Source organism: Luteimonas fraxinea, assembly GCF_021233355.1.
Classification (GTDB): Bacteria; Pseudomonadota; Gammaproteobacteria; order Xanthomonadales; family Xanthomonadaceae; genus Luteimonas; species Luteimonas fraxinea.
In genome coordinates, this window is record NZ_CP089507.1 from 2,910,696 (window position 1) to 2,935,438 (window position 24,743).

The following is a 24,743-nucleotide window of genomic DNA, read 5'->3' on the forward strand; positions in this document are numbered from 1 at the left end:
TGTGCGAATGACGCGCCTCTTCTAGCTACGGAGAAAATAATGACCAGGAAGGCCTCGGTTGCGTTGATGATCGGCCTCATCGTCGGTGCGATACCCACCGTGGGTATGTCGGCTGACAGGGTCCGAGCCACAGTGGATATGCGGGCTTTCTTTCAATCGCATGTCAGCCTCGCCCGGACAGAGGTCCCAAGCCTGAAGGTGCCAGCGATCTGGGTCTACGATCCTGATGGCGGTCTCGTCGCGAGGTTGGACAGTCCCGAGGGCGTATCTGGCTTGTCGCAGGTCGTTGGTAAAGCAGGGCAGCCAGCAATCTCAGCGCTAAAGCTCACGGATGTGACCGCAAACCTCCGCACCCTGGGTGCAGAGATCGCAGCGCAGCCAGCCGGATGGACGGTTCTTCTTCTGACCCGTGAGCCCTGTGAGCAGCTTTGCCCGCAAGCGCGGGAGGAAGTCGACGCGCTTACGAGCAGGGCTGGCGTGCCTGTCAACATCATCGATGTGTCGCTTGTCCTTAAGCCGTGACATCAGTGCGTGCGATCGGCTATCTGATGTGGATGCGAATTCGGGAGCAACCGGGTCGCACGGCGTATCTCGCAGGGACATTAGCGGTGTCTGTGATCGCGTGGCTCGTGCTTTCCACCTTCGCAGCGCCGTTTCTGGTGAATAACGCCGGGTCATCGATGAGCGCGGAGATCAATGTCTCAAACGCGCGCGTGTCGAGTTCTCCCTACCCGTTGAGGCATGCGCTGGAAATCGCGACCATGCCTGGTGTCAGGGGCGTCTCCTACCAGACCTTGGCTGGCTTCATGTGTAGTGATGGCAGAAGCGTCGTATCCATCAATGCGTATGGAGGCGATCTCGTTCCTGAGCTCGTCCAGGAACGCGGCGCCGACGCTGCGATGTTCGACGCGTGGAGCAACACATCCAACGGGCTATTGGTTGGGCAGGCCATCGCCGCGAAGTGTGGGCTGACGCCAGGCATGACGCTGACGCCTCGGGATGTGCTCAGCGGCGTCGAGATTCCCGTAACGGTGGTCGGAATACTTCCCCCCTCCCAAAGTTCTTTTGGCGATCAGGCCGCGTTGGGGCACTACAGCTACATCAACAACATCATTCCCGAAGACAGGCGGGATCTCGTCATGCGCGTGCGCGTGCGCGGCCAGGAGTCCGCTCGGCTGTCCGAACTTGCCAATGAGATCGAGTCGAAGTTCGCCGGCAGCGATCCCCCTTTGCAGGCTGACACAGGAAGCAGCACGGATTCGGCATTGGCGAGGTTCGGTCAGATCCAGTCTTTGCTGATGCTCATCATGGGCGCCATGTTGGCGTGCGCGACCTTGGTTCTCGTGACGGTGCTGGCCCACGCCGTGTCGCAGCGTCGATCGACGATGGCCACGCTGCAGACGATCGGATTTGGGCGAGCGACCCAGTTCCAGGCATTGGCTCTGGAGCTCCTCGTGATCGCTTTGCTGGGAGCAGGGGCCGGGGTTATAGCTGCCTACGGACTGCTCAAGGCGTTGGCACCCGCCACATCGTGGTTGCTCGGATCTGTCGCTATTCCGGAATGGGCGCTTATTACGCTTCCTGCTGGCGTTTTCGGTCTCATGGCCATCTCCCTGGCTTGGCCGGCTTCCATCTTGTCCGGATTGCGGCCCATCGATCACCTCCGGATTTGATGATGACAGGCAGAACATTTCGCGAAAGCGCGCAAGTCCTGATGCTGCTCCTCTCGACTCACCGAGTGCGGCCCAGAGACAGCCTCCTGATCGCAGCTGGCTTCTTGATCACGACAGCCACGCTTGCGGTGATGCTGGCCATCCCATCCGGCATCGAGCGGATTGGCAGTGGAACAGGGCAAAGCACCATTGCGTTGGCCCTTTCGGCGAGCGCCTCTGACGAAGTGTCGAGCAGCCTCATGCCCGAGCAGGTTGCTGTCTTGTCCGGACTGCCGGGCATCGCGAAGTTCGCGGATGGGAAGCCGATGATGGCTACCCAGTTCTTGGCGAACACCAAGCTTGATCGAGCAGATGGGCAGCGCAGCACGGTGCTGGTTCGAGGGATCAACGCGCAGACGCTAGAACTGCTGGATCCGGGCCTAGTTGATCTGACGAATGCGCTGCATTTCGGAAGCAGGGAAGTCGCCGTCAGCAACACGCTGCGATCGCAGTTTCCGGCGCTAGGGGGAAGCTCGGTTACTTTCCAAGGTCGGGACTGGCAGGTTGCCAGTGGGCTTGAGACCGGTGGCAGTCTCTGGGAGTCGGAGATCTGGACGGACTTCTCCGCGCTGCAGGCAGCCTTCAACCGCTCGGGGCGCAGCTCTTCCGTCTGGCTTCGGCTGAGCTCCGAAGATGCGCTGGAAAATCTCCAAGCGGCGGTGCGCGATGACCCTCGACTTCAGGAGGTTCGCATCGTTCGCCAGACTGACTACTACCAGCAACAAGTGGGCTTCCTGGTGCGCTTTGTTCGGTTGGCGGCAGCGGGAATATCGGTGCTGCTGGGAACCGGGGCGGTGCTCGCAATTTCCACGACGCTGGGCATGGCACTCGAACGCCGCAGGCGCGAGATGGCCACGCTACGCGCGATCGGCTTCTCAGACGCTTCGATCGTAATTGCGTCGCTACTTGATGTGCTGCTTCAGGGCGCGATTGCCACTGCGCTTGCACTGCTTTGCGTCTACGCGCTCTTGGATGGCGCGAGCTTCGGAACCTCAAGTGCGAACAGTGCCGTCTACGCAAGCTTCTCTGTGTCGGCTGGCGTGATGGGGATGGTGTTCGCATACAGCCTCGCCTTGGGTCTGTTGAGTGCCGCGTTACCAATCAAGCGAGTGCTGGGCGGCAAGCTCGTTGACGCTTTGAAAGATTGACTGAAGGATCGTAATGGAACAGGGACGAGACAAAAGCGAGCTGTTGAAGGATCTGAAGATCGACAGGGAAGCGGCGCAGGAGAAGGCGCCGCCGAGTCGCGGCAAGGCACCGTTTGTCCTGGTCGCTATTGTTGTTGCCGCATTGATCGCATGGCTTGGCTTCTTCAGAGGGCAGGGTGAGAGGACGGTCGCCGTTCAAATGGAGCCACCGCGCACGACCACCGTGCCTGCCGTGGGTGCGCACTCGGTGCTCGACGCATCGGGGTATGTGGTGGCGCGACGCACGGCTACCGTGTCATCTCAGGTCATAGGTGTCGTCACGGAAGTCCTCTTCGAAGAGGGCGATCAGGTCGAGAAAGGCCAGATCCTCGCGAAACTGGATGCCAAGACGGCGAGTGCCCAGCTCCAGGCCTCGCAGCGCCAGGCCACCGCTGCCGAACATGCGGTGCGACAACTTGAGGTCCAGCTTGCGCAAGCGGTGCGCGAAAGCGCTCGGGCCCAGGAACTCGCTTCGGTAGGCCTCGTTGCGAGACAGGATGCCGAGCAAGCGAGTTCGCGTGTTGACGAGGTTCGCGCGCAGGTCAGGACGCAGGGCGGCAATGTCGATGTCTACAAAGCGCAGGCACAGGTTGCCCAGGTCAACCTTGATCTATCAGTAATACGCGCGCCCTTTGGCGGCGTCATTACTTCGAAGGCCGCCCAGGTGGGAGAGATCATCTCGCCGAGCGCTGCCAGCGGCTACACCCGCACGGGTATCGCCACGATCGTGGATATGGAGTCGCTTGAAGTCGAGGTTGAGGTCGGTGAGGCGTCAATCGGTCGCGTGAGGCCAGACATGCGTGTCCAGGTCAATCTCAATGCGTATCCCGACTTCCAGATCCCCGGCAAGGTGATTGCCATCATTCCTGCGGCGGACCGCGGGCGAGCGACGATCAAAGTCCGCGTTGGTCTCGATATCGAGGATCCGCGCATCGTTCCCGATATGGGAGCGCGCGTGAGCTTTGTTGACGAGGCTGGCCAGTCGGTTGCCGATCTGGGAACCCAACAAGTTGAGACAGGAGGTTGACCGTGGAGAGCTTCATCGACTTGGCTGGCGTGACAAAGATCTACAAGGGCCAAGCGGGCTCCGTGACCGTTCTTGAGGCTCTTGATCTGCAGATCGAGAAGGGCGAGTTTGTCGCGATGATGGGGCCATCGGGTTCGGGCAAGACAACGCTCTTGAACATCCTCGGTGGGCTGGATCGACCAACGGGCGGAACCGTGCGAGTGGGAGAGCAGCAGATCGATGCGCTGAGCAGTTCGGAGCTTTCCAGGTGGAGAAGTCAGAATGTTGGCTTCATCTTCCAGTTCTACAACCTCATGCCCGTTCTCACGGCGCTTCAGAATGTGCAACTGCCGCTGCTTCTGACGAGGATGAAGGCCTCAGAGCGAATGCGTCGTGCCCAGATTGCGCTGGATCTGGTCGGCCTGGCGGAAAGAAGTAAGCATCGCCCGGCAGAGCTGTCCGGCGGGCAACAACAAAGAGTTGCCATAGCGCGAGCCATCGTTGCGGATCCGCAGCTTCTGATCTGCGATGAGCCGACCGGCGACTTGGACCGTCAGTCCGCGAGTGATGTTTTGGCGCTGCTACAGAGTCTCAGTCGCGATCATGGTAAGACCATCGTCATGGTGACCCACGACGCGAAGGCCGCGGAATACGCGGCCACTACACACCATCTTGAAAAGGGTCGCCTGCTGGAGGCGTCGGCACCTACTGCGTGAGCGCGAGAGTCTGTCGATGCTCTGGGGCAATGTCGGCCAGTGTTGCGAACTTTGCTTCAAACGCATCGCAGGTCTTGCAAACTTCCCGATTGGTGATCAGCAGCGCGGAAGGCTGTCCGTTGCCACAGTCGAAGCGCCAGGCTTGGGCGGGCGCTGCTTCTTTGACCGCGGCGTCCACCTGCTCACAGGTGAGTCCAGATGCTGCGGTGTTTCCTGAGCTCGAATTTTGCTGAAGCCCAGCGAGCTCTTCGTCAGAAGTAACGAGCTGGACCAACTTGCCATCTGCGGAGAAGATCCAAATCGCCGGGATAGCGACCCTGCCGCCAAACTGTCCACCTGACTTCATAAGACTCAGGAAGAACGGCTGCATTGGCGCAGTTGCTTCCGTGGAGTTGCCAGCGCTCTGGACACCGGCGGAGTCACTGGTTTTGGAGCAGCCTGCAAACATCGGCGCAGAGCAAAACGCAGCAACAAGGATGAACTTCCGGAAGCTATTTTTACTGGGCATCGATTGATCCTTGGCGCGAATATTGAACCGGGGGCCGAACGGGTTCGGCCCCCGGCCTCCCCTACAAGCTTATTAGGTGATGACGATGATCAGGCAGTCGGTGGCATCGCAGATGATGATGATGATCACCTCTGCGGCATGGACTGCCGGGACCAGCGCAGCGGCGCCAGCGAGAACGAGACCAGCTGCCGTAGCGCGAATTTTCTTGAACATTTGCAAAGCTCCTTTTTGACAATGTTTGAGATCGATCACCTGATGTCCGCTTCCTGAACGGACGCTGCGAAGGTAGTCGATTTCCGCAGCCATAGGCCGAATTTTCCGCCGCTTCAGCAAAAAATCATAATGTCGAGAATGGATCTGACGGGTTAATCGGACTTTTCCTACACGAGCAGACACGATCTGGACGAAATGAGAGATCCATGCCGCACGGGTATGGGAGAACTGCTCCTAAATTCGCCTAGGTGTAGAGCTGCTCGTCCGAAGGCCGACATTGCTGGCGCCCGGCAGGCACTGCTCTAAGGTGACGATGAAAATGATGATGCAGTAGCCCGTCTCATCGCAATAAACGACGGTCTGTGTGCCCTCGGTGGGTTCTACTGACTCGGCGGCCTGAGCAGCGGGGACGAAGGCGGCGGCGCCGGCGAGAACGAGGGCAGCGGCTGAGAAGCGAAATTTCTTCAACATTCTCAAAGCTCCTTTTGACAATGTCTGAGATCGATCATTGAGTGCCCGCATCCTGTGCGGGCGAGCTGAAGGTAATCGATCGTGGAGCCTCAAGAACCATCTCTCCTCGTGGTTCCGCAGTAATCATGTTGTCGAGAGTGTGTCTGACGGATCAGTAGGATTTCTCCTACACGATCTCGATGTGAGTGAGCCTGCTGGGTATCCGCTACAAGCTTTTGAAGACGGCGGGACCGCCGCCTATGGTTGGGATCCCCGTTCGGAGCCCCTGTCCCGATTGGAGACTGCGAACAAGCCAGCTCCCTTGAGTCCGGAACACCCTTTGCTCATTCGCGGGGACTTGCGCTGCACACTCCGCCCTTGGGGGCTTCCCTCAGGGAAGCACGGGCAGTTGGGACATAAGGGCGTGCAGCAGCGCCCGATCATCGAGTGGGCGGAGTTCTGATGGCAGAGAGTCAGATCTCGGGGCCTAGGGGAGGCTCTTGCCTGAAGCCGCCGCATATGACGCGATCGTCTCCCTCCAGTCCGTAGTGCCAATCGAACTTGGTAGACAATAAGATATGAGTGATGTGCTGAAGCTGGATTTCGTTCAGGCCTTCAATTCGCCGACTTGGGCCAGCTTCGTCGCACACTAAAAGCCAATACATGGTAGACACCGCAAGAGTGGATATTCTAAATACACCCGGGGGAAGATAAGTCAAGTGGCGAATTATAGAGAAACTCTTACATTTCAGACGATCGGTGGCCGCCGCGGATTTATTCTGCAATGCAATAAATCCGACGCCGTTTCTCAAGTCTTCAAGCTTACTGCCAGGGCAAACAAGGCTGCAGTTGTCGGAGCGGTGACAATGTGGCATCCGAAGAAAGGCGACGAGAAGAGCAAGCCGAAGAACATCCATTTCGTGCTAGCCCAAGAGGGCGTCTACGAAATCACAAACCAAACGAAGCTTGCAGGCTACTACCTGTTTGTGCTCAAAAGCGCAAACTGGATGATCTATCACCCCATTTCTCCAGAAGAAAAAGATGGTTTGCTCGCAGCTCCCGGAGGCGCAAATCTCGAAGAAGAGCTAAGAAAACTCAGATGATAGGTGGCGTCGCTTTCGTCGTGTGCGTAGTCAAGTCCAGCACCTGTTCTCCTTGGAGTGCGAGGAGAGTCTCGCAAAGGCAAAAATGAGGATGTCAGCTCGCTAGTGATGCCTGAGAACTGCGTCGCAGAATGTTGTCTCAACGCCACATCGGATTCCCTGAAGCCTACTTGTCCGCAGCCAGCCTGGCTTGCGGCAGGCCTGCCTCTGGTCAAAGATCTGATAGAAGTTCTCCACCAGATCTGGACGCGGTCCTTTCAGTCTGCTGGTGGCCCATGCGCGCACTGCTTTAGCGGAAGCATTGCCGCCTCGGCATCGTCTATTGACCATATCCGCGAAAGATTCGTTCTGGATAAGCCGGTCCGAAAATCCCTGCCACCATCGCCAGACTTCGCGGCGGGAACGAAACTCCCATGAGGGTAGCTCCTCGGTAGCGCTTGCATAGCCCAGGCACCAGACAAGATCTTTGTTGTTTTCGTCTAGCGACGCACAGCGAACTGCGATGATGCCAACGCTTGCTAGGTAGTCGATGAGCGTTTGATCTGGATCCCGTTCCATTGGGGCAAGCTAGCTTCCGAATTCACTCCGTCAAGCGCGTTGAGAGAAGTGAGAACGGCCGAGCTCGACAGACCTTTTTTCTGGGAATCCGTTCTATCGCTTGCATCTGGATTGCGTGATTATGCGACAGGGAACCGGCGTTTATTGCACGGTTTCATTAGGTGCGCCGCAGTCGCTTATTCTGAGACTGGACGGGTGATAACATCGAACTTCCTAAAGGAGCAAGCCGATGACGACTTACACAGTTTCCTATGATCTGAACAACCAAAAGGATTATCCGAGGCTGTGGGCCGAGCTTGAGCGCCTCGGAGGACAGCGCACTCAGAACTCCTATTGGCTTGTTTCGGTCGGAAACACGGCGAAAGAGCTTCACGATCACCTTAAGAGCTTCATGGACGGAGACGACGCGCTCTGGGTCACTGAGCTCACTAGAAATCACTACTATTCGAAAGCGAAGGCTGGAACGAACAATTGGATTGAAAGCCATCCTCCCGCCCGGTGAGGCCTGGTGAATGGCTATTCTTGAAGCTCCGGTCGACGAGGAGGTTTACCAGAGACTGGACTGGACCTCGCCAGCGGCTGAGATAAACGGCCGTCATGGTCAGTGGGGCGTGGCGCGAAAGTTGTGGGAACAGGCCGAGGTCTTTCGAGAGAACGGTCAGTTGACTGCAGCTCAAGCGTTGAGGCTGCTGGGTGGTGCGGTCTCGATGCACATGCGAAGCCCGTCACATGCGCCGTTCGGTTCGGCGATACAGATGGATGGTAGGCGCAGCGCTTCAATAGAAGATTTAGGTGAGCACGATGTTGCGCTGCCGCGCGAGCTGCCATCGATGCGCCCTACCCATGGCTGAGAGCTCGCTTCGCGGACTTGGCGGTCAGTGCTCCTGGCAGCGTGGCTCCAGACTGGCGTCTTGGTCTGTTGGCCGTCACTTCCTATGTGGACTATGTCGAATCGGTCTTCGGAACTGATCGCGCAATCGATGGGCTTGGCGAGCTTCGGCGGGGGCTGGCTCTCTCCAGGGCCTATGGCAAGCGTGACGAAGCGCTTCAAGCTCGCTATTGGTCGGTTCTCCTTGCCGAAGTGCCACATGCTATCGAGAACAACTGGCCTGGCTTGATCTTCCGTCTTTGTGACGAGGCGTTGGAGCGGTCAAGGGACGCGTGTGAAGCAATTGCGCCTCAGATCGAGGCTAAGGCCCGAGCGCTTGACGAGTCTTCGCCTCAGCAGGCGGCTGAGTGGCATGGGATGGCGCATCGCATGCGCTGGCGGCTCGGCCAGCGTGCCGAAGCTACGCGAAGTCTGCTTGCCCAAAGTGCAGCGATGGTTCGTGCAGCGGAGCACTCTGCTATTCACCAGCCGCTTCTCGCGCCGATGCAGCTTTTGGAAGGCATACGGCTGGCCCGAAGGGCTAAAGCAGATCCTCAGAGAGTTCAGGAGCTTCGTGAGCGGCTCAGCCAATACGAGCGTGCGACGCTGGACCACTATCAGACCCATTCCCACGAGATCGATGTGAATGATTGGGTGGAGTGGATACACAAGAGAATTCAAGCGCCAAGTTTCTTCGACTCTCTGCTCCGTATGGCATTCGGAATCGGCGCAATCGCTGATCTTGACGAGGTCAAAGCGCGCGTGGTGAAAAGTGCTTCGGAATTCCCCCTCTCGCACCTCTTCGGCTCCACGCATGCCACTGCAGATGGGACCATCGTCGCGCGCCGACCACCTTTGGATCCAAGCGACGCAGACTCGTTGCGAGATCAAATGGTTCGTAGCGCGGTGGAGACTGACTTCGACCTGCGTGCGCGTCATGGTTGTCCAATCCATTCGTCATCTTCATTCTTCCTATCAGCCCTCTTTCGACAGCATCAAGGGGATCGTGGATGCGTCATTCGTGGTTCCTGAGGCTAAGGGGGAGTCTGTTTCGCGTGGACTGTTTTTTGGTTTCATAGAAGACTGGCTTGGCGCCGCGGCACACTTGCTGCCAGGGATGGAGCCGATCGTCAGACATCTGATCAAGCTGGCCGGGGGAAACACGACCGTCTTGGACGGAAACGACGTTCAGAGGGAGCGAACGCTCAACGAGCTTTTGTCGATGCCGGAAGCGGAAGCATTCTTCGTAAAAAATCTGATTTTTGAGTTGCAGTCTCATCTCACAGATCCCGCAGGCTTCAATCTGTGCAACCTCTACTGTCACGGGTTGCTTTCAGATCAGGATGCTGAGAGCGCTGGGATGATCTCGTTGTGGTGGCTGATCTGGCGCATGGTGCTGTTCCCTTGGCGCGATCATCCGACGCTTCTCGCGCTAGCGCAGGAGGGTGTTGACTCGGGTATAGATGACTTAAATCCTCTGGCAGAGGTAAATAACGCTAGCGTGGCGTCGGATGCCTAGCTGCTTGACCTCCTAATAAAGTGCGTTGAAGACGAGTAGACGGTCTAGAGGCAGGGGTCGCGATAGCTATTGATGAGCCCCTCGTTGAACTGCAAATCGTTCTAGATTGGTTAGAGATCGAACGCAGGTGTCGGTCAGGTCTCCGCGCGCTTGGGTTGATCGCGTCTCCGGAGGTTCTTCACATACTCTGCGGTCATCAGTTCGCTGACCGGGAGATCGAGAAGCACATTGCCAAGTGTCCCAAGGGCACTGTCGGAGAGCTTGAAGGAGCGTGGCAGGCCACCCATGCCACCATGCTGGTTGTCCTTGATCCCAGCTTGAATGGCGCGTATTAGGTCGGCCTTCGAGGGGCGGGAGCTGTTGCACAAAACAGCTGTCCGAGGGTCGGTGGCTTCGACCACTGCAGCCCCGGCGTCCCGACCGATGACCGCGACGATACTGGCAAGCGATGGGCAATACTTCAGACCGAAATGGCCACACAGGTCGTGCAGCGGCTGTTTGAGCCGGGTTGGATCGAAGCGGTTGTCCGAGTTCGCTTCTTCGATGACTTCACAGATGTGGTAGTGGCTTGAACCAGTGAATGGCGAAGTGTTTTCCAGGCGCTCGCGCTCTTTCAGCAAATCGGAAAGCTCCGATGCCAGCTGTGCGATGCGGGCATTCGCGCCCTTGAGCTGTTCTCGGCTGTCGCGGTTCTTCCGTCCCTTGTCAGGATTCCAGTAGGCAGCGGTCGCCAACACGCAGCAGCCAAGAAAAGTTTTCCAGGCGGTGCCATGCTCGGGGAGCTTCTGCAGGATCTCCTCGTAAACAGAGGCCAGCTCCTCACCGCGGGACAGTAGGCGCTCGGCGATCCCGGACTCGACAGGCAGGATCGCGCGATCGGCGTTGTAGCGGATCGCGCAGATAGGCTTCGCAGGCGTCTTGAGCGGTAGTGGTTGGCACGGTGGTGCTTCCGATCTGAAGGATGGAGCCAGCCTAGGGAGCTGCCGTCGCGTCGTCGGCATCTGAAACCAGTCGGATCACGACCGATTCAGATCCGCCAATCGCTACCGGTATTAAAATGTCATCGGCGCCTGCCTTACCGAATAGCGGCAGCTCGTCTGCCGACAGCAGGCGATATGCGGCCCTCTAGGTGTCTCAGCTCGATGGCGACTGCGGCCCGGGTAGGGCCATTGCAGCTGATCCGCAAGTCCACATATAGAAGGAAATGAGCCGCAGCTTAGAGTTGAGCGACTCTTGCTACAGAGCTTTCATCAGCTCCATCGTTGACAATCTCAGGGCATGGCCTAGAAAGAAGCGACCTATCGCTAGGCTGCTCAAATGAAATTCATAATTGAAGTAGTAGAAGAATACCCGCCTTCCAAGCGTCTGCCCCTAAACGGGCCGATCAACGGAAAGATAGTGCTTGTCCTTGCTCCTGACGGTCAAAGCCTGACACCATCCGGAATTCAACTGCCGGGCCTAGAAGACTTGCCCAGCATGTCAGTGGTCAAGGTGACCCGACAAGACTAGCGACTAAGACGGAGTGAGAGCATTTAGCCTCTTGCATTCGTCGTCGGCCGCGGTCTCGGTGTCGAAGAGCGTTTTGAGTTCGACCATCTTTTCTCTATCAAAGATCACATGCTTCAGAGATTGCTTCGGTGGCGGACTGGAGTTGTCCACCATCTTCGAGCTCACTCGATAGCGGTTCGATTTGTATCTATTGGACATTACGGTCAGCCTCCGCTGCTCAACAGGTTCTAGCTTACAGACTTAAGTCTGGGGATGACTGGACGGCCGAACGACAACGCCGGCCGCAGATCGCGGCCACGAGTGTCACGGATACTTCTTCGCCCCCACACCCAGCCGATGCTTGAACTGCCCGCGCTCATACCTGGGAAAAACGACCCGCGGATTGAACAGGTCGAGCGTCGCCGCCTGCTTCTCGCGCAGGACAACCGGGCGGACATGCACATACTGCTTGAGTTGCTTATATCCGCTCCCCTCGCTGTGCCCTGAAATCAAGGCGACATCGGGAAGTGTGGCGCCGCGTTCCACTAGCCGGGTCGCAAGCGTGTGTCGGAAAGCGTGGAAGGCCACGCCCTTCGCAAAGCCCAGCGTCTTCAGATAGCGCGAATACTGGCCGATAAAGCTCATGCTGTAGCAATCGTTGCTCACACCTGTCGTGCGGTTGATACCGGCCGACAAGTTCGGAAAGAGGCGGGGGTGACCGCACTCCCGGATGTCCTCGATGAAGTCTAGGAAGCCCGCATCCAGCAAAGGCTGGGCGATCGGAACCTTGCGGATGGACGAGGCGCCCTTGAAGCGCTGCCGGCTCTTACCGTCCAGGTCCTCCTCTTCGGTCAAACGGAAGTCTAAGCACTAGGTGCCGTCCTCACACACGATGTCGGCAAGCTTGAGCTCCGAGACCCCATTGATGCGGGCCCCGGTGTAGAGGCCGATCATGGTGCCCCACCATAGGTGCGGATACTTCGCTGCCCAAGGCATGAAGGTGATTGGATCGAAAATCTTGAGCAGGTCATCACTGCTCAGTAGGCGATCGGAGGCACGCTGTGACATCAAGGCAGCCTTGGCTCTGGGGAAGGCCGCCATCGGTGACTGTGGTATGGCATGGTGCTTCTTCAATCGATTGAAGAATGTTCGAAGCAGGTTGCCATAGGTCTCCATGCTCTTGTCGGACGGCGCGGTGACCAGGTCGGCCTTGCCCCGCGTGATGATCGCCTCGGCTGTCAGCCGACGAACTCTGCGGAAGTGGTCAGGAAGGGCGGCGCCTGGGAGTGCGATCTTCTCCACCGCTTCTTCGCGCTCGACCCAATAGCTCCAGAACTCTTCGTGCGTAGGCTTTGTTTCGATCAGCAGAAGCGGCCGTCACCCGCTGAGAGCTAACGGGCTTCGCCAACCGCGATCTTTCGAGCCAGGCGTCCGTTGAGATCCTTGAGCTTCGCCAGCTGCTGCACAAGCTGGGGCACTTGATCCAGTGCGAGCACAAACTTCCACAGGTAAGCGAAGATCGCGTAGATATCGCCAGGTCTTTCGTTCCCTGTTTCAGACAGCCGCCAAAGCGCAACGGCGAACAGGATAATGACCGTCAATTCCATCGCGCCAAAAGCTTTTGCTTCCGCATCCGAAATCCTGACCCTCCACCCACTCAAGGCAGTGAAATGGCGTCGCACCTGTCGTGCGCCGCCAGCGCGCACGAGCCGGACCTCATGTTCAAGCCTGTCGTTGAGACCTGCGTTCAGCGAAAGGGAGCGCACCGCCAGCCACCGATTGATGACGTAGAGAGGCAAGAACAGCAGCAAGCAGGAGCTCGCGAGGACGGGGTCGAGCCAGAAGAGCGCGGAAAGCGACACGCCGAGGCTAACGATCGCCAAGATGACCGCAGGAACATCGCGCTCAAGGAAGGTCACATACTCCCGAGACAGCGAGGTCCGGGCGGCGATCAGAGATGGGTCTACACCTTCTTCATGCGACCTAATGACAAGGTCAGACGCCATGTCAGCATAGAGCCGAGTGAACACCCGCGTGTCCAGCATCTTGGCAGCGACTTCGAGAACAAGCGCGCTGAAGTGGCAGACCAGAAGCCATAGGACGGCCCAGTAACGCCCTTCGAGCACACCATTGATCGCAAGCGCAGTTGCGATGGGATAGAGCTGACCTGCGACACTGCCGGCCGTCGAGGTGGCATAGGCCACCACCAGCCTGATCCGATGACGGCGGACAAATGGAATGATCAAGCTGCCTACCCGTCCCAAATCGAAGTTGGTTCACACCGCCCGCGACATACGCATGTCGCCAAATTATGGCCCCAGATCCGGGTCAAACGAGACGCCAGGCCACCAAGAAGCTCGAATGAACTCGATCGCCCAGATCTCGTCATCGCTGAGGTCCGGATGCCACACATTGTAGAGAAGCACATCCCGCGGGATCGTGCCGGGGCAGCGAACCTGATGCATGAAAGTGGAGTCGAGGCAAATCGGAACGCCATCTTCGTATTCACGACCCTCACCTCCCACCTCGATCAGCGCATCGGCGGAAACGAGAGGCAGGTGAACCGTAGTCACATAGTTGGCGTAGTCGGAGTGCAGCTCAATATGAGTTCCTGGATCAAGCCGCGAGAACATCGCTTCTTTCGCAACTCGCTGTGACCTCAAGAAAGCATTCGTTGTTTCGAACTGATTGCATGCCGCCTCGACCCACGAAAAACTTCTTTTGAGGTAGCTGCAGGCCCATTTGCCGCCTAGCGCGGTCAGATCACAATTTCCCTGGCGGTTGTCGTCAACCGTCTTTCGCCAAAGGGTCACGACTTCATCGCTGATATACGAGATGACACAATCTGGGCCAGAGTAAAAGAACGGTTGGCTCAAGCTGGTGGATCCGCCAGCCTGGAGGTGATCGGTCAAGTTGGCGCATCGGTCGCCAGACAGGTGCTTGGCTTGAATTAGTTCGCAACTGTCGGTCGTCGGCGCGCTGCCGCAGAGCTTTCAAGGCTTGAAGCGGTTACGCCGCCGAGTGAGAGCCATTGAGGAGACGCGGGCGCTTACGCATAGTCAAGGCTGCCGATTTGAGCGTGAAGGGCTGACCCGTTCAATTTTTACTTGAGCGCCGTTACGCTGGTAGAGGGTGACATGCCGCCAATTATTTGGCGGATAGAGACGCGGTTCAGGCGTGTTGCGCTGGACAGGCCGGTATGCGAACAATGCGGCAATGCGTCCGGGGTGGCGCGCAGGGGCCGCGGGGAAACGGCCGCAAGAACCGGTCTTGTAACGAGCTCGCTTGAGGCGCTCGTAAACTGCGTGCGGGTCTGGTCCGGCGTTTGGAACTTTAGGGATAGGAGAGCTTTATGCGTCAGGCAACGAGGCATGTAGGGGCTTTGGCGCTAGCCGCGCTCGCGCTTCTTCTTCTTTCGGGATGCACGAACCTCGGAGCGGTGCGCGAATTTGCGGCCACTTCGGCGAGCATGACGAACTATCAGGCTGCAACTGCGCGCTATGTGGGCAGCGCGGAACGACAGCTCACAGATCTGCCCGCGGATCGGCGCTTCGATGCAACCCGTCAGAATCTGGGTTCTCTGAGGTCCATCACCGCGCAAGATCGGGAGACCCTTCTGAAGTTGCATGCAACGACGACGGGTTACATGTCCGCCTTGGCTCAGCTCGCCGGCGAAGATGCCTACTCGCTGGCGCCCGACATTCAGAAGGTGTCTGGTGCGATTCAGGCATCGAGCGCTTTAGGAATCGACGCTACGCAAGTCAGTGCCTACGGCAACATCGCGCAGCGGGTGTCCGACTGGGCGCTTGAGGCAGTGCAGGCCAGGAGCGTCAAGGCAATGGTCGAGCGCAATGGCGCAGATATCGACAAGCTCCTAGAAGCGATGCAGCGGGCGACCACGGCTTACGGGGCGGTGCTTGACCAGGAGGTCGCTTCTTACGAGCTGATTTCTGACTATCGCGCGGCGCAATGGTCCGCAAGGCTGCCCGGTGATAGCGCATTGACGCCGGAGCGCCGCGAAGTGATTGATGCGCTACTTCGCCGCTCCGCTCGCGTCGACCTTGCTGATCAGCAGCAAGCGCTGCGAGAGCAGCAAGCCGCCGCCGCTGGGCTTGAGCGTGTCCGCAAGTCCCATCAGCTCATGATGGAGAACGCAGATCGGCTCCGGTCGAAAGATATTCAGCGTTCTCTACGGCAAGCGACTTCAGATCTGAAATCCATCCGCCAAAGCCTCTCAACCCTTTAAGTCGCAGGAGCGCACATGAAGAACGAACTTGCAGGAAACGAGAGGTCGGCCTTCGAGATCGCCAACTTGCTCGACGACGCGGCGGACGCGATTCGAGACCGTTCCAAACAGGCATATGCCGCTGGGCAGATGAGTCTTGACGCTTACATGGAAGCTCGCGCTCAAGAACTCGAACTCAGATCCGAGCTCCAGGTAGTTGTGGCAACAGACCTCAGCGAAGCCTTGGCGCACACCGCGGAGGCTGAGAAAAGCATTGAGCAGTCTATTGCGGATGCGCGCCAGAGAATCGAGACCATCAAATCCGTGAAAGATGGCCTGGCAATCGTTGCGGCTTTGGTGACCCTCGCAGCTGCGCTAGCGCTTGGTGACATTAAAGCCATTGCGAAGGCAGGTAAGGCTGTTGCGGGCTTGACCTGACGATCCGCGTTCCAACCTTCAGGCGATCCACTGTTCGAGCACGGAATTCATGCCCAAGAACATTCTGATTTTTGCTGACGGCACTGGCCAAGCTGGTGGAGTGCGTCCGGATCAGCAGCTCAGCAACATCTACAAGCTCTTCCGCGCAACGCGTATTGGTCCTGATAGTCCGATTGATCCGAGAGAGCAGGTAGCCTTCTACGATCCGGGGCTCGGAACTCGGGTCCAAGATGGCCATGTGCGCTTGAGTATTCGGCAGGCTTTCAAGGACCTCGCCGGCCTGGCGGTGGGGCTTGGATTTAGCCACAATGTTATCGATTGTTACGAGGCGATTCTAGAGCGGTATGAGCCGGGGGATCGAATTTTTCTCTTCGGCTTCAGTCGTGGCGGCTACACGGTTCGTTCCGTGGCCAATGTCTTGAATCTATGTGGCGTGCCGACGACCGATGGCGAGGGAGGACCGTTGCCTCGGAAGGGTAAGCGGCTGCGTGCGATCGCACGGGAGGCCGTTGTCCGCGTCTATGAGCACGGTGCTGGGCATCCGCGAAAGAAGTTCGAGGGCCAGCGAGAAGCGCTAGCACGCGTCTTCAGGCGAAAGTATGGCGCCGGTGAGGGTGAGCACCGTGGTGAGGTCTATCCGGAGTTCGTTGGAGTTTTCGACTCCGTGGCCGCACTGGGCCTGCGTTGGCAGATCCGACTGGCGCTGACGGTTATTGGCTTGGGTGGGCTAGCGTTGCTTGCCGGCGCGGTGGCATGGGCAGCCAGCGCTTGGTTTGGCTGGAATGGATGGGGGGCATTCGGCATCGCAGTGATCGGGGGAGTAGCTGGCGCTATAGCGGCCTATCTGCGATCTACACTTCGCTGGGTGTCAGACGAGCTCAAGCGTGAGGCGCCAAAGTGGCATGTCGCTCTTTGGAAGTCTGATCACTACGACAGTCTCCTTGACCCGCGGATCTCGCATGCGCGCCACGCGCTCGCCATCGACGAGACGCGCACGCAATTCGGCAGAGTGATTTGGGGCGGAAACGCGAACCGACAGCAGGCTGACGAGCTTCGTTTCCAGCAGCGTTGGTTTGCTGGCAATCATTCCGATATCGGAGGCAGCTACCCCGAAGAGGAGTCACGCCTGTCCGATATCGCGCTCGCGTGGATGGTTGGAGAAGCTCGCATGCTGCCACACCCGCTGCTGATCGATCCAAGCAAGCTACAGCTCTATCCCGACGCCTCGGGACCGCAGCACTGCGAGATTTTTGCGCAGAAGCAGAAAGCTTGGTGGGCCCGACTGGTGCCGTGGCCGAGCGCGCCGCGACAGATTAAGACAGACGCAGTTCTTGATCCGACTGTATACGAACGCTTCAAGGCAGAAAGCGTTCTTATGTGCGATCGGAAAGGAGCGTATCGGCCCGAGTCATTGCGCGGGCACAAAAAGTTGCCGGAGTTCTATTAGATGCTTGAATTCGTTAACGGCGTTCAAGACCCGCGACGGCCTGACCCGAGGTTGATTGCGATCTAAGCGTTCGAAACATGTAACCCGCCGTGCGCAAAAACCTGAACAAGTGGTGTTGACTGGTGGGGCAATCTGCGCTATTAATTAAGGAAATAAATTTCGCCGACCGCAAGGAAGTCAGTCATGTATCGTGAAATTGATATGGGGATGTGACCCCCTCAGCGGGTCAATGAGCAGCCTTCGGGCTGCTTTTTTATTGGGCATGTCGAATTCATCTCGTCAAGCTTTAAAACTGTCAAGAGACACGCGTCTTATGCGTCAGGTGATGCCTTGTCGAAATTCGGTTTTTAGAATGCTTCCATGAATCATGTTTGCAGCGAGAAATTCCACTGTTTATCGCTGCATATGGGTCCTCAGAAGTAGATTCTGTATACACAGAAATTAGAATCAAGGTATTTCGCATTAGGCATTGTTCTGACGCATAAGAGACGTTTCTTGCATCAAATGAATTCTTATATTTGCAACGTAGATCACGTATTGGATTACGTATACCAATAGCAAAGAGCACTTATGCGTTCGCTAAGTGACTTAACGAGGTGTCCCACGCGTCTCAGATGTGGCGCTGATGTTAGCCCGCGCTGGCTTGACGAACCACTCTTCCCAACTAGGGTGGTGGCCTCAGAAGAGAGATACGAATGCTGATCAGAGCTGCGGATGTGGATGTGCCGATCGGGAACTTGGGGTCCGACGCATTCTGGCTCGATGACTTTTCTGGCGAGCAGCAGGTTGGCCTTACTGTGCTTCCTGATCTGCCCTTGGAAGCGCTTGAGCTGGTCGTTGATGTCGCGGCATGTGGTCCGCCTTCAGAGTCAGAGTGGCTGGAAAAGTGCGAGAGTTTGAACTCAGACCTATCGGTGGGTCAGCTGACCGACCTATCACTCTGGGCAAGCGGCCTGATGCCTGATTTCGGTTTGCCAAGCCAAGCGCATGCGGGGCTGTTCGCGCGCGGCGGACTGGGTGCCTTGAGGACGCGCTTGGGGGCGCCTGATCCGATGCCTTGGTCTTACGAGGTAGTGACCTGGCCTGGCGAGGAAGGGCGACATATCTGCGTTGTCGCTGTGCAAAGGAAATTTTTGGAGGCCAAGGCCCGGGTTTCGGACGTCTTCGTGCGACCGGTATCGGTGTTCAGCAGTTCGGAAGCTCGGGCAGCTTCTCGGAGGCTTGAAGAGTTGGTGGAGAAGCTACTAGAGGCGACGATCTCGCATCGAAAGGCATCGATCGAAGAGTGATCGCGGACTCTTGGCTGCTCCGCTATCTCTTTCGATCCAGTCTGCCTGCGAGGCGATAGACGCGGGGGCTTTCAAAAAGGAACAAGTGATCGCCGACCTGCTCTCGTTTCGTTTCCTCCGAAAAGGTCCCGCTGAAGTGTGAGCAGTCTCGTTGAGCGCCAGCACGCACTTTGACTAAGAGTTGTCCGCGCCAAGCGCGGCCTGGGTTCACGAAGAGGAGCTTCCGAGGCCGCTCTTCAGGGTCGTGGCTACCAGCGATGGCGCTTTCGTCATTGGCACGATGGCTGCGGTCGTCGCCATGCGAGATCGCTATTCGCGACATCTTGTGACTTGATTGAGCCCCATCTCTCCACGCAGACATGTGCGCCGGGATCAGCTGAAGCCTCGATGGAAATGTGAGCTTTGTCCGAGAAATGGGGTTCCGTGCGTAGGGAAATTCTTACCCGGATGAAATCGGAGCGGTCGACGCTTCCGAAGACGAGTGTTTTTCTTGCCCGAATAGCCTGTCCGATCAAATAGCAAGCCGTTTTTGCGCATGGCCTGTTGACGACCGTGATGCCGGCATATTAGAAGTCAAGCTGCAAGGAGGCCAGGGCAACGGATCAGTCTGGTGGCCGAAGGGAACCTTGTGGATTAATGGGTGTTGACGCACTTAGGTGTAGACCCATCGCTAGCCCGTGTCATCACAACTTCAACTTCCCGGATCAGCTTGGCGGAGGGGCGAGCACCGATGGGCAGGCTCACCAGCCATGCCTTGATGTAGCGACGGAAACCGCGATATCACTCAGGAAGAGTCATGAAGATTTCGTCTGGAAAGACCTTGCTCATGGGGCTGCTCGTGGTCTGTTGCCTCCCAGCTTTCGCGCAATCGGCGCCCGCGAACAATTTCTGTTACGGAACCGCCTGCTTTCCTACAAAAACCGCTGCCGAGACTGCCATGCGGCAGGATCCGAACTTCGCCGGGCAGGGGCAGTTTCTGCGCCAAACTTCCCAGCGGATCAGGAATGCAACGACAGGCCTCGTAGAGTTTCGCTATCAAGTCGAGGCACAGCCCGCGCAGACAGTGAGTGCGGCGCAGTTCGATGGGGCCGCCGGGGTCTTAGGCAATGGCCCATTCGGTTGTGCCCTCGCGCCAGGTCAAACAAGGTGGTGCGCGTCTGAGGCGGGGGTCGTCAATGGTGTAGCGGAGAGAGTTGCAACTCACTTCTCCTCAAATGGCGATATCTGCACGGTCAACAACAACGCTGTCACTTACGACTATTTTCAAAATGGCTCCATCATCACGGTCTCAAGCCCCGCCGTCATCACCTTCGGAGAGCGAGGGTATCAGTCACATTACACATGTCAGAACAAGCCGCCGAACAAATTCGGATTCTATGTAAGAGTGCGCTACCTCGCGACCTGCGCTGTCGGCTTCAAGCCAATGAGCGTAGTAGTAACGCAGGCTGCCCTGACGACAGCACGGATGTGTGTGCCCAACAACTCCGGCACAGCCGTGATCACCGGGCCACTTCAGCAGGTCGCAAGTTGCAAGGCGAGCCCTAACCCGTGCCATCCCACCACAGGGGACAAGTCACGGGATGAAGTGGATTTCGTGTTCGCGGGTCGTCCTTTTACTCGGCATTACCATTCGCTCAATCAAATCCAGCAGGGCACCAAGTTCGCGACTGGCTGGTCGCACACCTACCTGGACCGCGTAGAAGCCGCCACTTGGGGCGCATACCTATGGAGCAGTGAGGGCACATTTGAGTCGTTCTCCGACTCGTTTACCAGCTCGGGATACATGTTCGGCCGCAACTCCCGCGACACGATCATGCAACGATTTTTCACTGGAGCAGTGCGATTTCGACTCACGCAACCTGATGGCGATATTAAGAACTTTGATAGCAATGGCAGGCTGATTTCAGTCACCAATCCTCAAAGACCTGAGGATGATGTCACCGTCAACTACACGCAAGACCGGATCGCTAGTATTGTCGACGCCCGAGGAAGGGCTATCAGGTTCAGCTACGACAGCGGCAGGCTCGTAGAAGTCGTCAAACCAGAAGGTATGCCCGTCCGATATGGCTATGACCTCAACTCGAACTTGGTGTCCGTCGACTATGGTGCGGGCGCCATCCGACAATTCCATTACGCCGAGCCCGCTTGGGTCGATGGCGCCTTCAAGAATCACCTGACAGGAATCACATCCGAGGACGGCTCACGCTATGCCAGTTTTGGATACGACGCGTTTGGTCGGGTGTCCTCCAGTCAATTGCACGCCGGCAGCACGATTACCGATGCAGTAAGTGTTGCCTACACATCGCCGACTACCTCGACCCTGACCACCGCTAATGGAGATGTTCGATCATTCGAGGTAGACACGAGCCTCTATCGCCGGATCACGCACACAAGTGACGGTGGTGGCTCACAACACTCTACCTACGACAGCGCGGGTCGCGTCGTATCGCAGACGGCAAGAGACGGGGGCATCAAGCAGTTCGGGTATCACGATCTCTATGTGAACGAGATCCGAGAAGCCGTTGGAACTTCCGAGGAGAGAAGAACCACCATCTTGCGTAATCCGGGCAACCGTCTGTTGACAAAAAGCGTTTACCAGTCAGGATCCGGAAGCACAGGGTTGGCTTCGGCAACCAAGTTCGTCTACACGAGCGCGAACCAGATCGCCTTTAGTTGTGAGGTAGATCCGGCAGTTGCGGGCGCAATAGGATACGAGTGCGGCTCTTTGTCGAATGGGCCCCAAGGCGTTCGTCAAACCGAGATGCGCTACTGCGACACGGCGGGACTGGCACTTGGGAGTTGCGCGATATTGGGCCAGCTGCTCTGGATCAACGGTCCGCGCACCGATATCAGCGACACAACCAGCATCGAATACTATCTGGCCAACCACCCGAGCTGCGCCACCGCCCTTGCTCCGTGCCCTTATCGCAAGGGTGACTTCTGGAAGTCCACCAATGCCCTTGGGCATGTGTCCGAAGTCCTTGAATACGATGGGGCTGGTCGGCCGCTACGCGTTGTGATGCCTGATGGCCAAATTTCGATTTATGGATATAACGCCCGCGGCTGGCTGACGCGAGTCGAACAGCGCCCATCCATCAGCGCAGGGTCATCCGCGTCGAGGGTAACGCAGTTGGAATATTCGTCTGGCGGGTCGCTGGCAAGTGTCACTCTGCCTAACGGCGCTCGCACCGACTACCTGTATGACGGCGCCCAGCGCCTTGTGAGGATGACGGACGCGAAAGGAAACTCGGTTCGCTACCTCCTCGACGATGCAGGAAATCGCGTGTCCGAGGAGATTCGTGACGCCGGAGGAGCGCTCAAGCGCACGCTATCGCGAACCTTCAACGCGCTCGGTCAGCTGACTGCAGTTGCGGACGCTAGCGACAACCCCACTGACTTCGATTACGACCAGATGGGCCGTCTCCAGGCGATCACGAATGCGTTAGGGCAAGTCAACACCGCAAGTTACGACGCGCTTGGGCGGCTGAAGGCGACGGTAGCCGATGCAGGCGGCGTCTCGGCCCAGACGCAAATCCTCTACGACGCCCTCGACCAGATCAGGCGAGTTGAGGATCCGAAAGGGCTGGCAACACTTTACGAGAGAAATGGTTTCGGAGAAGTCACTCAGCTGGATAGTCCTGACACAGGAATAAGCAACTCTTCTTTTGATGAGGCTGGGAACAAGTCCAGCAGTGTGGATGCGCGAGGGCAGGTCAGTAGCTTCAGCTATGACGCATTGAACCGGCTTACAAATGTCAGCCACAGCGGTGCACCGGCTCTGGACCAAAGGTATGTCTACGATGTGGTGCAGCCCAGTTGCGCGCCGGGTGAGACCAATGCGGTCGGTCGGCTCACCAAAATGGAAGATGGCAGCGGCGCCGCCGAGTATTGCTTTGGAGCGTTCGGAGCGCTCGTGCGCAAGACCCAGACAACGGGCGCGCGAGTGCTTCAGGTCGCTTTTGCTCACACACAGGCAGGTGACCTGCACGAAATCACCTATCCCGACGGCAGTGTTGTCGACTATGTCCGCGACATTGGCGGCGAGGTGGTCGAGATCGGAGCTAAGTCGCCTGGAGGCGCGCGCCAGATCGTCATTTCAGATATCGCGTATGCGCCCTTCGGCCCCGCGGTGCGATGGGCATACGGAAATGGTCGCGTTATGTCGCGGACGCAGGATCTGGACTATCGGATTAAATCCGTTATTGATGCCTCGCCAGGTGGTCTCGACATCCGACTGGACTACGACGCGAATGGTCGCGTGTCAGAACTGGGCAGGGCGACTGCCGCGCAAAATGGTATCGCGAGCTTTTCTTACGACGGGCTGGGGCGTCTGACCGCGTTCCGCGATCACGCCACGCAAGTGCCGATTGAAGAATACACTTACGACCAGACTGGAAATCGAACCAGCATTTCGACATCTTCCGGCATGGCGGCTTACACCTATGAAGCTGGCAGCCACCGTCTAATAACAGTTGATGGCGCTGCCCGGACCTATGACGCGGTGGGAAACACGCTCTCGGATGGCGTAGGTAGCACCTACTCCTACGCCGCCGCCAACAGGCTCGAAAGCGTCGCTGCGGGCGGATCAGTCGTTGGCTCCTATCAATACAACGGAGTGGGCGAGCGTGTCGGAACTCAGATCGGCCCGGTCAGCATTACGACGGTCTACGAGAGCGACGGCAGGTGGCTCGCTGACTTTGATACGGCAGGAGTGCCTGTCCAGCAGGCGATCTGGCTGGGAGATAGCCCAGTAGGCGTCCTAGTAGGCTCAGGCTCGTCGCTTGATCGTTTGCATTATGTGCAGTCGGACCACCTCGGCACACCTAGGACATTGATCGAACCAAGTCGTGACCTGGCGGTGTGGAAGTGGGACCTCTCCGGAGAAGCTTTCGGCAACAGCGTGCCCAACGAAGATCCAGACAATGATGGAGCTTCGATTGTTTTCAACATGCGCTTCCCAGGTCAGCGTTACGACTTGGCAAGTGGTCTGGCCTACAACTATTTTCGAGATTATGAGCCTGCCACCGGCCGCTACACACAAAGCGATCCGATTGGCCTCAACGGTGGGATCAGCACCTACGCATATTCGGGTTCTAACCCCTTGGCTCAGATCGACCCCACCGGGCTGGCGTGTCAGTCGGCCAATGGGACCACATACTGCGCATACCCCGGCGGCCCAGTGTTCCAAGTGCCCATGCAGCCTGGTTGGCGGGATTTCAATGGAAGCGAGCTCCTCTATCACAAGTATGAGGTTGACCGAAAGATCGGATGCGCGGATCCGAGCGAAGTCATGGCGCAGATGATTGCAAACCCAACTCCCAGCGGAAATGCGAGGCCCGCAACACTGGACGGGACAATTAGAAACGACGCCAGCATAGGCCCTTTTCGCGGGACGAACTTTGTGTCCTCGTATCTGACCACTGATCTGCGAAACGGCAACCCTCTAGTAGTCAACATGACATCGGCTGGAAGCGCCTTCGATCCTGGATATGTGGCTCGAACGGTTACTGACGGGGTGGCATACACCTATGGCGAAGGATTAAGTCCGTATCAGACCGACAGGCTTATATGGGTTGCGGGATTTAACAGGGCTGCCAACGAATTAATCTGGGGTCAGCAGATGAGAAAATTTATCGATAACTGCGAGTGCAGATAATGATTAATTTTAAAAGAGCCGCAGCTGCATTCACGGTCGCGTCGTTAGTCCCCTGCATTGTCGCCGTCATCGAGAATGGATATGTTCCGACTGACCTATCGAGTGTGCTTCTTTTATTATTTTTCTACTTTCTATATCTTTCAATCGTAACTATCTTCGGCTTCCCGACTCTCTTCATTTCTCAAAAGCTGAGGTGGGGTGGGGTATATGTTCCCCCTGTCGTCGGAGGGCTGTTCGGGTATGTGCTGGCTCGAACTCTATACAATCCCCTAACCAATCAGTCAGTTTTTTACGGTTTTAGTATTCTATGTGCTACCACCGCGGTGGTGGCTGCGTTGATCTATTACTACCCATGGCATC

The 24,743-nt window shown here is 57.5% G+C and carries 24 protein-coding genes; 16 read left to right on the forward strand and 8 right to left on the reverse strand.

The genetic code is table 11. The features are described from left to right. The first annotated feature begins 39 nt into the window (after nucleotides 1-39). The 5 genes from LU699_RS13075 to LU699_RS13095 all read left to right on the forward strand — a co-directional run bounded on the left by LU699_RS13075 (nucleotide 40) and on the right by LU699_RS13095 (nucleotide 4,621). On the forward strand, nucleotides 40-522 hold the full coding sequence (locus LU699_RS13075) for a hypothetical protein (protein WP_232137217.1): 483 nt from the start codon (nucleotides 40-42) through the stop codon (nucleotides 520-522). A gap of 86 nt (nucleotides 523-608) precedes the next feature. Beyond that, nucleotides 609-1,673 carry an ABC transporter permease gene (locus tag LU699_RS13080; protein ID WP_232137216.1) on the forward strand — a complete coding sequence of 355 codons (1,065 nt, stop codon included), beginning with the start codon at nucleotides 609-611 and terminating at the stop codon, nucleotides 1,671-1,673. Nucleotides 1,674-1,675: 2 nt separating this feature from the next. Continuing rightward, nucleotides 1,676-2,860: an ABC transporter permease gene (locus LU699_RS13085; protein WP_232137215.1), complete on the forward strand. Its 1,185-nt coding sequence runs from the start codon at nucleotides 1,676-1,678 to the stop codon at nucleotides 2,858-2,860. Between the two features lie 13 nt (nucleotides 2,861-2,873). After that, the gene (locus tag LU699_RS13090; protein ID WP_232580200.1) at nucleotides 2,874-3,926 is read left to right on the forward strand and encodes an efflux RND transporter periplasmic adaptor subunit; all 1,053 of its coding nucleotides are present in this window, start codon (nucleotides 2,874-2,876) and stop codon (nucleotides 3,924-3,926) included. A 2-nt stretch (nucleotides 3,927-3,928) separates the two neighbouring features. After that, on the forward strand, nucleotides 3,929-4,621 hold the full coding sequence (locus LU699_RS13095; protein ID WP_232137212.1) for an ABC transporter ATP-binding protein: 693 nt from the start codon (nucleotides 3,929-3,931) through the stop codon (nucleotides 4,619-4,621). Here LU699_RS13095 and LU699_RS13100 read toward each other — a convergent pair. The 3 genes from LU699_RS13100 to LU699_RS13110 form a co-directional block, all read right to left on the reverse strand. Then, nucleotides 4,611-5,129: a hypothetical protein gene (locus LU699_RS13100; RefSeq protein WP_232137211.1), complete on the reverse strand. Its 519-nt coding sequence runs from the start codon at nucleotides 5,127-5,129 to the stop codon at nucleotides 4,611-4,613. The two genes, LU699_RS13095 and LU699_RS13100, sit on opposite strands and share 11 nt — an antisense overlap. Nucleotides 5,130-5,201: 72 nt before the next feature. After that, entirely contained in the window at nucleotides 5,202-5,435 is a 234-nt protein-coding gene (locus LU699_RS13105; protein WP_232137210.1) for a hypothetical protein, read from the reverse strand. Between the two features lie 141 nt (nucleotides 5,436-5,576). Beyond that, on the reverse strand, nucleotides 5,577-5,813 hold the full coding sequence (locus LU699_RS13110; RefSeq protein ID WP_232137209.1) for a hypothetical protein: 237 nt from the start codon (nucleotides 5,811-5,813) through the stop codon (nucleotides 5,577-5,579). Between the two features lie 698 nt (nucleotides 5,814-6,511). Here LU699_RS13110 and LU699_RS13115 point away from each other — a divergent pair. The 5 genes from LU699_RS13115 (at nucleotide 6,512) to LU699_RS13135 (ending at nucleotide 9,840) form a co-directional block, all read left to right on the forward strand. After that, on the forward strand, nucleotides 6,512-6,895 hold the full coding sequence (locus LU699_RS13115) for a hypothetical protein (RefSeq protein WP_232580201.1): 384 nt from the start codon (nucleotides 6,512-6,514) through the stop codon (nucleotides 6,893-6,895). A gap of 787 nt (nucleotides 6,896-7,682) precedes the next feature. Next, a complete protein-coding gene (gene cas2 / locus LU699_RS13120; RefSeq protein WP_232137207.1) occupies nucleotides 7,683-7,955 on the forward strand; it encodes a CRISPR-associated endonuclease Cas2 in 273 nt (90 codons plus the stop codon). A gap of 10 nt (nucleotides 7,956-7,965) precedes the next feature. After that, nucleotides 7,966-8,304, forward strand: coding sequence for a DUF7380 domain-containing protein (locus LU699_RS13125; protein WP_232137206.1), 339 nt, complete (start codon nucleotides 7,966-7,968; stop codon nucleotides 8,302-8,304). Nucleotides 8,305-8,372: 68 nt separating this feature from the next. After that, nucleotides 8,373-9,353, forward strand: a complete 981-nt coding sequence (locus LU699_RS13130) for a hypothetical protein (protein ID WP_232137205.1) — start codon at nucleotides 8,373-8,375, stop codon at nucleotides 9,351-9,353. Beyond that, the gene (locus LU699_RS13135; RefSeq protein WP_232137203.1) at nucleotides 9,328-9,840 is read left to right on the forward strand and encodes a DUF4209 domain-containing protein; all 513 of its coding nucleotides are present in this window, start codon (nucleotides 9,328-9,330) and stop codon (nucleotides 9,838-9,840) included. Before LU699_RS13130 ends, LU699_RS13135 begins: the two co-directional genes overlap by 26 nt. A 134-nt stretch (nucleotides 9,841-9,974) precedes the next feature. Here LU699_RS13135 and LU699_RS13140 read toward each other — a convergent pair whose 3' ends face one another. From LU699_RS13140 to LU699_RS13160, 5 genes are all read right to left on the reverse strand, one after another. Beyond that, nucleotides 9,975-10,841 (reverse strand): hypothetical protein, encoded by an 867-nt coding sequence (locus LU699_RS13140; RefSeq protein WP_232137202.1) that lies wholly within the window; start codon nucleotides 10,839-10,841, stop codon nucleotides 9,975-9,977. Nucleotides 10,842-11,652: 811 nt separating this feature from the next. Continuing rightward, nucleotides 11,653-12,183 carry a tyrosine-type recombinase/integrase gene (locus LU699_RS13145; RefSeq protein WP_232137201.1) on the reverse strand — a complete coding sequence of 177 codons (531 nt, stop codon included), beginning with the start codon at nucleotides 12,181-12,183 and terminating at the stop codon, nucleotides 11,653-11,655. A 15-nt stretch (nucleotides 12,184-12,198) separates the two neighbouring features. Next, nucleotides 12,199-12,630 carry a site-specific integrase gene (locus tag LU699_RS13150; protein WP_232137200.1) on the reverse strand — a complete coding sequence of 144 codons (432 nt, stop codon included), beginning with the start codon at nucleotides 12,628-12,630 and terminating at the stop codon, nucleotides 12,199-12,201. An 89-nt stretch (nucleotides 12,631-12,719) separates the two neighbouring features. Next, nucleotides 12,720-13,592 (reverse strand): ABC transporter six-transmembrane domain-containing protein, encoded by an 873-nt coding sequence (locus LU699_RS13155; RefSeq protein WP_336246132.1) that lies wholly within the window; start codon nucleotides 13,590-13,592, stop codon nucleotides 12,720-12,722. 45 nt (nucleotides 13,593-13,637) lie between these two features. Then, nucleotides 13,638-14,204, reverse strand: coding sequence for an aspartyl/asparaginyl beta-hydroxylase domain-containing protein (locus LU699_RS13160; protein ID WP_232137198.1), 567 nt, complete (start codon nucleotides 14,202-14,204; stop codon nucleotides 13,638-13,640). Here LU699_RS13160 and LU699_RS18450 point away from each other — a divergent pair. The 6 genes from LU699_RS18450 (at nucleotide 14,148) to LU699_RS13185 (ending at nucleotide 24,383) form a co-directional block, all read left to right on the forward strand. Continuing rightward, nucleotides 14,148-14,282 (forward strand): hypothetical protein, encoded by a 135-nt coding sequence (locus tag LU699_RS18450; protein ID WP_425491227.1) that lies wholly within the window; start codon nucleotides 14,148-14,150, stop codon nucleotides 14,280-14,282. The two genes, LU699_RS13160 and LU699_RS18450, sit on opposite strands and share 57 nt — an antisense overlap. A gap of 515 nt (nucleotides 14,283-14,797) precedes the next feature. Continuing rightward, nucleotides 14,798-15,574 (forward strand): hypothetical protein, encoded by a 777-nt coding sequence (locus tag LU699_RS13165; RefSeq protein ID WP_232580202.1) that lies wholly within the window; start codon nucleotides 14,798-14,800, stop codon nucleotides 15,572-15,574. A gap of 15 nt (nucleotides 15,575-15,589) precedes the next feature. Continuing rightward, nucleotides 15,590-15,991: a hypothetical protein gene (locus tag LU699_RS13170; RefSeq protein WP_232137196.1), complete on the forward strand. Its 402-nt coding sequence runs from the start codon at nucleotides 15,590-15,592 to the stop codon at nucleotides 15,989-15,991. Nucleotides 15,992-16,040: 49 nt separating this feature from the next. Then, nucleotides 16,041-17,438, forward strand: coding sequence for a DUF2235 domain-containing protein (locus LU699_RS13175; RefSeq protein WP_232137194.1), 1,398 nt, complete (start codon nucleotides 16,041-16,043; stop codon nucleotides 17,436-17,438). Between the two features lie 695 nt (nucleotides 17,439-18,133). Further along, nucleotides 18,134-18,727: a hypothetical protein gene (locus LU699_RS13180; protein ID WP_232137192.1), complete on the forward strand. Its 594-nt coding sequence runs from the start codon at nucleotides 18,134-18,136 to the stop codon at nucleotides 18,725-18,727. A gap of 796 nt (nucleotides 18,728-19,523) precedes the next feature. After that, entirely contained in the window at nucleotides 19,524-24,383 is a 4,860-nt protein-coding gene (locus LU699_RS13185) for an RHS repeat-associated core domain-containing protein (protein ID WP_232580203.1), read from the forward strand. Nucleotides 24,384-24,743 lie beyond the last annotated feature (360 nt).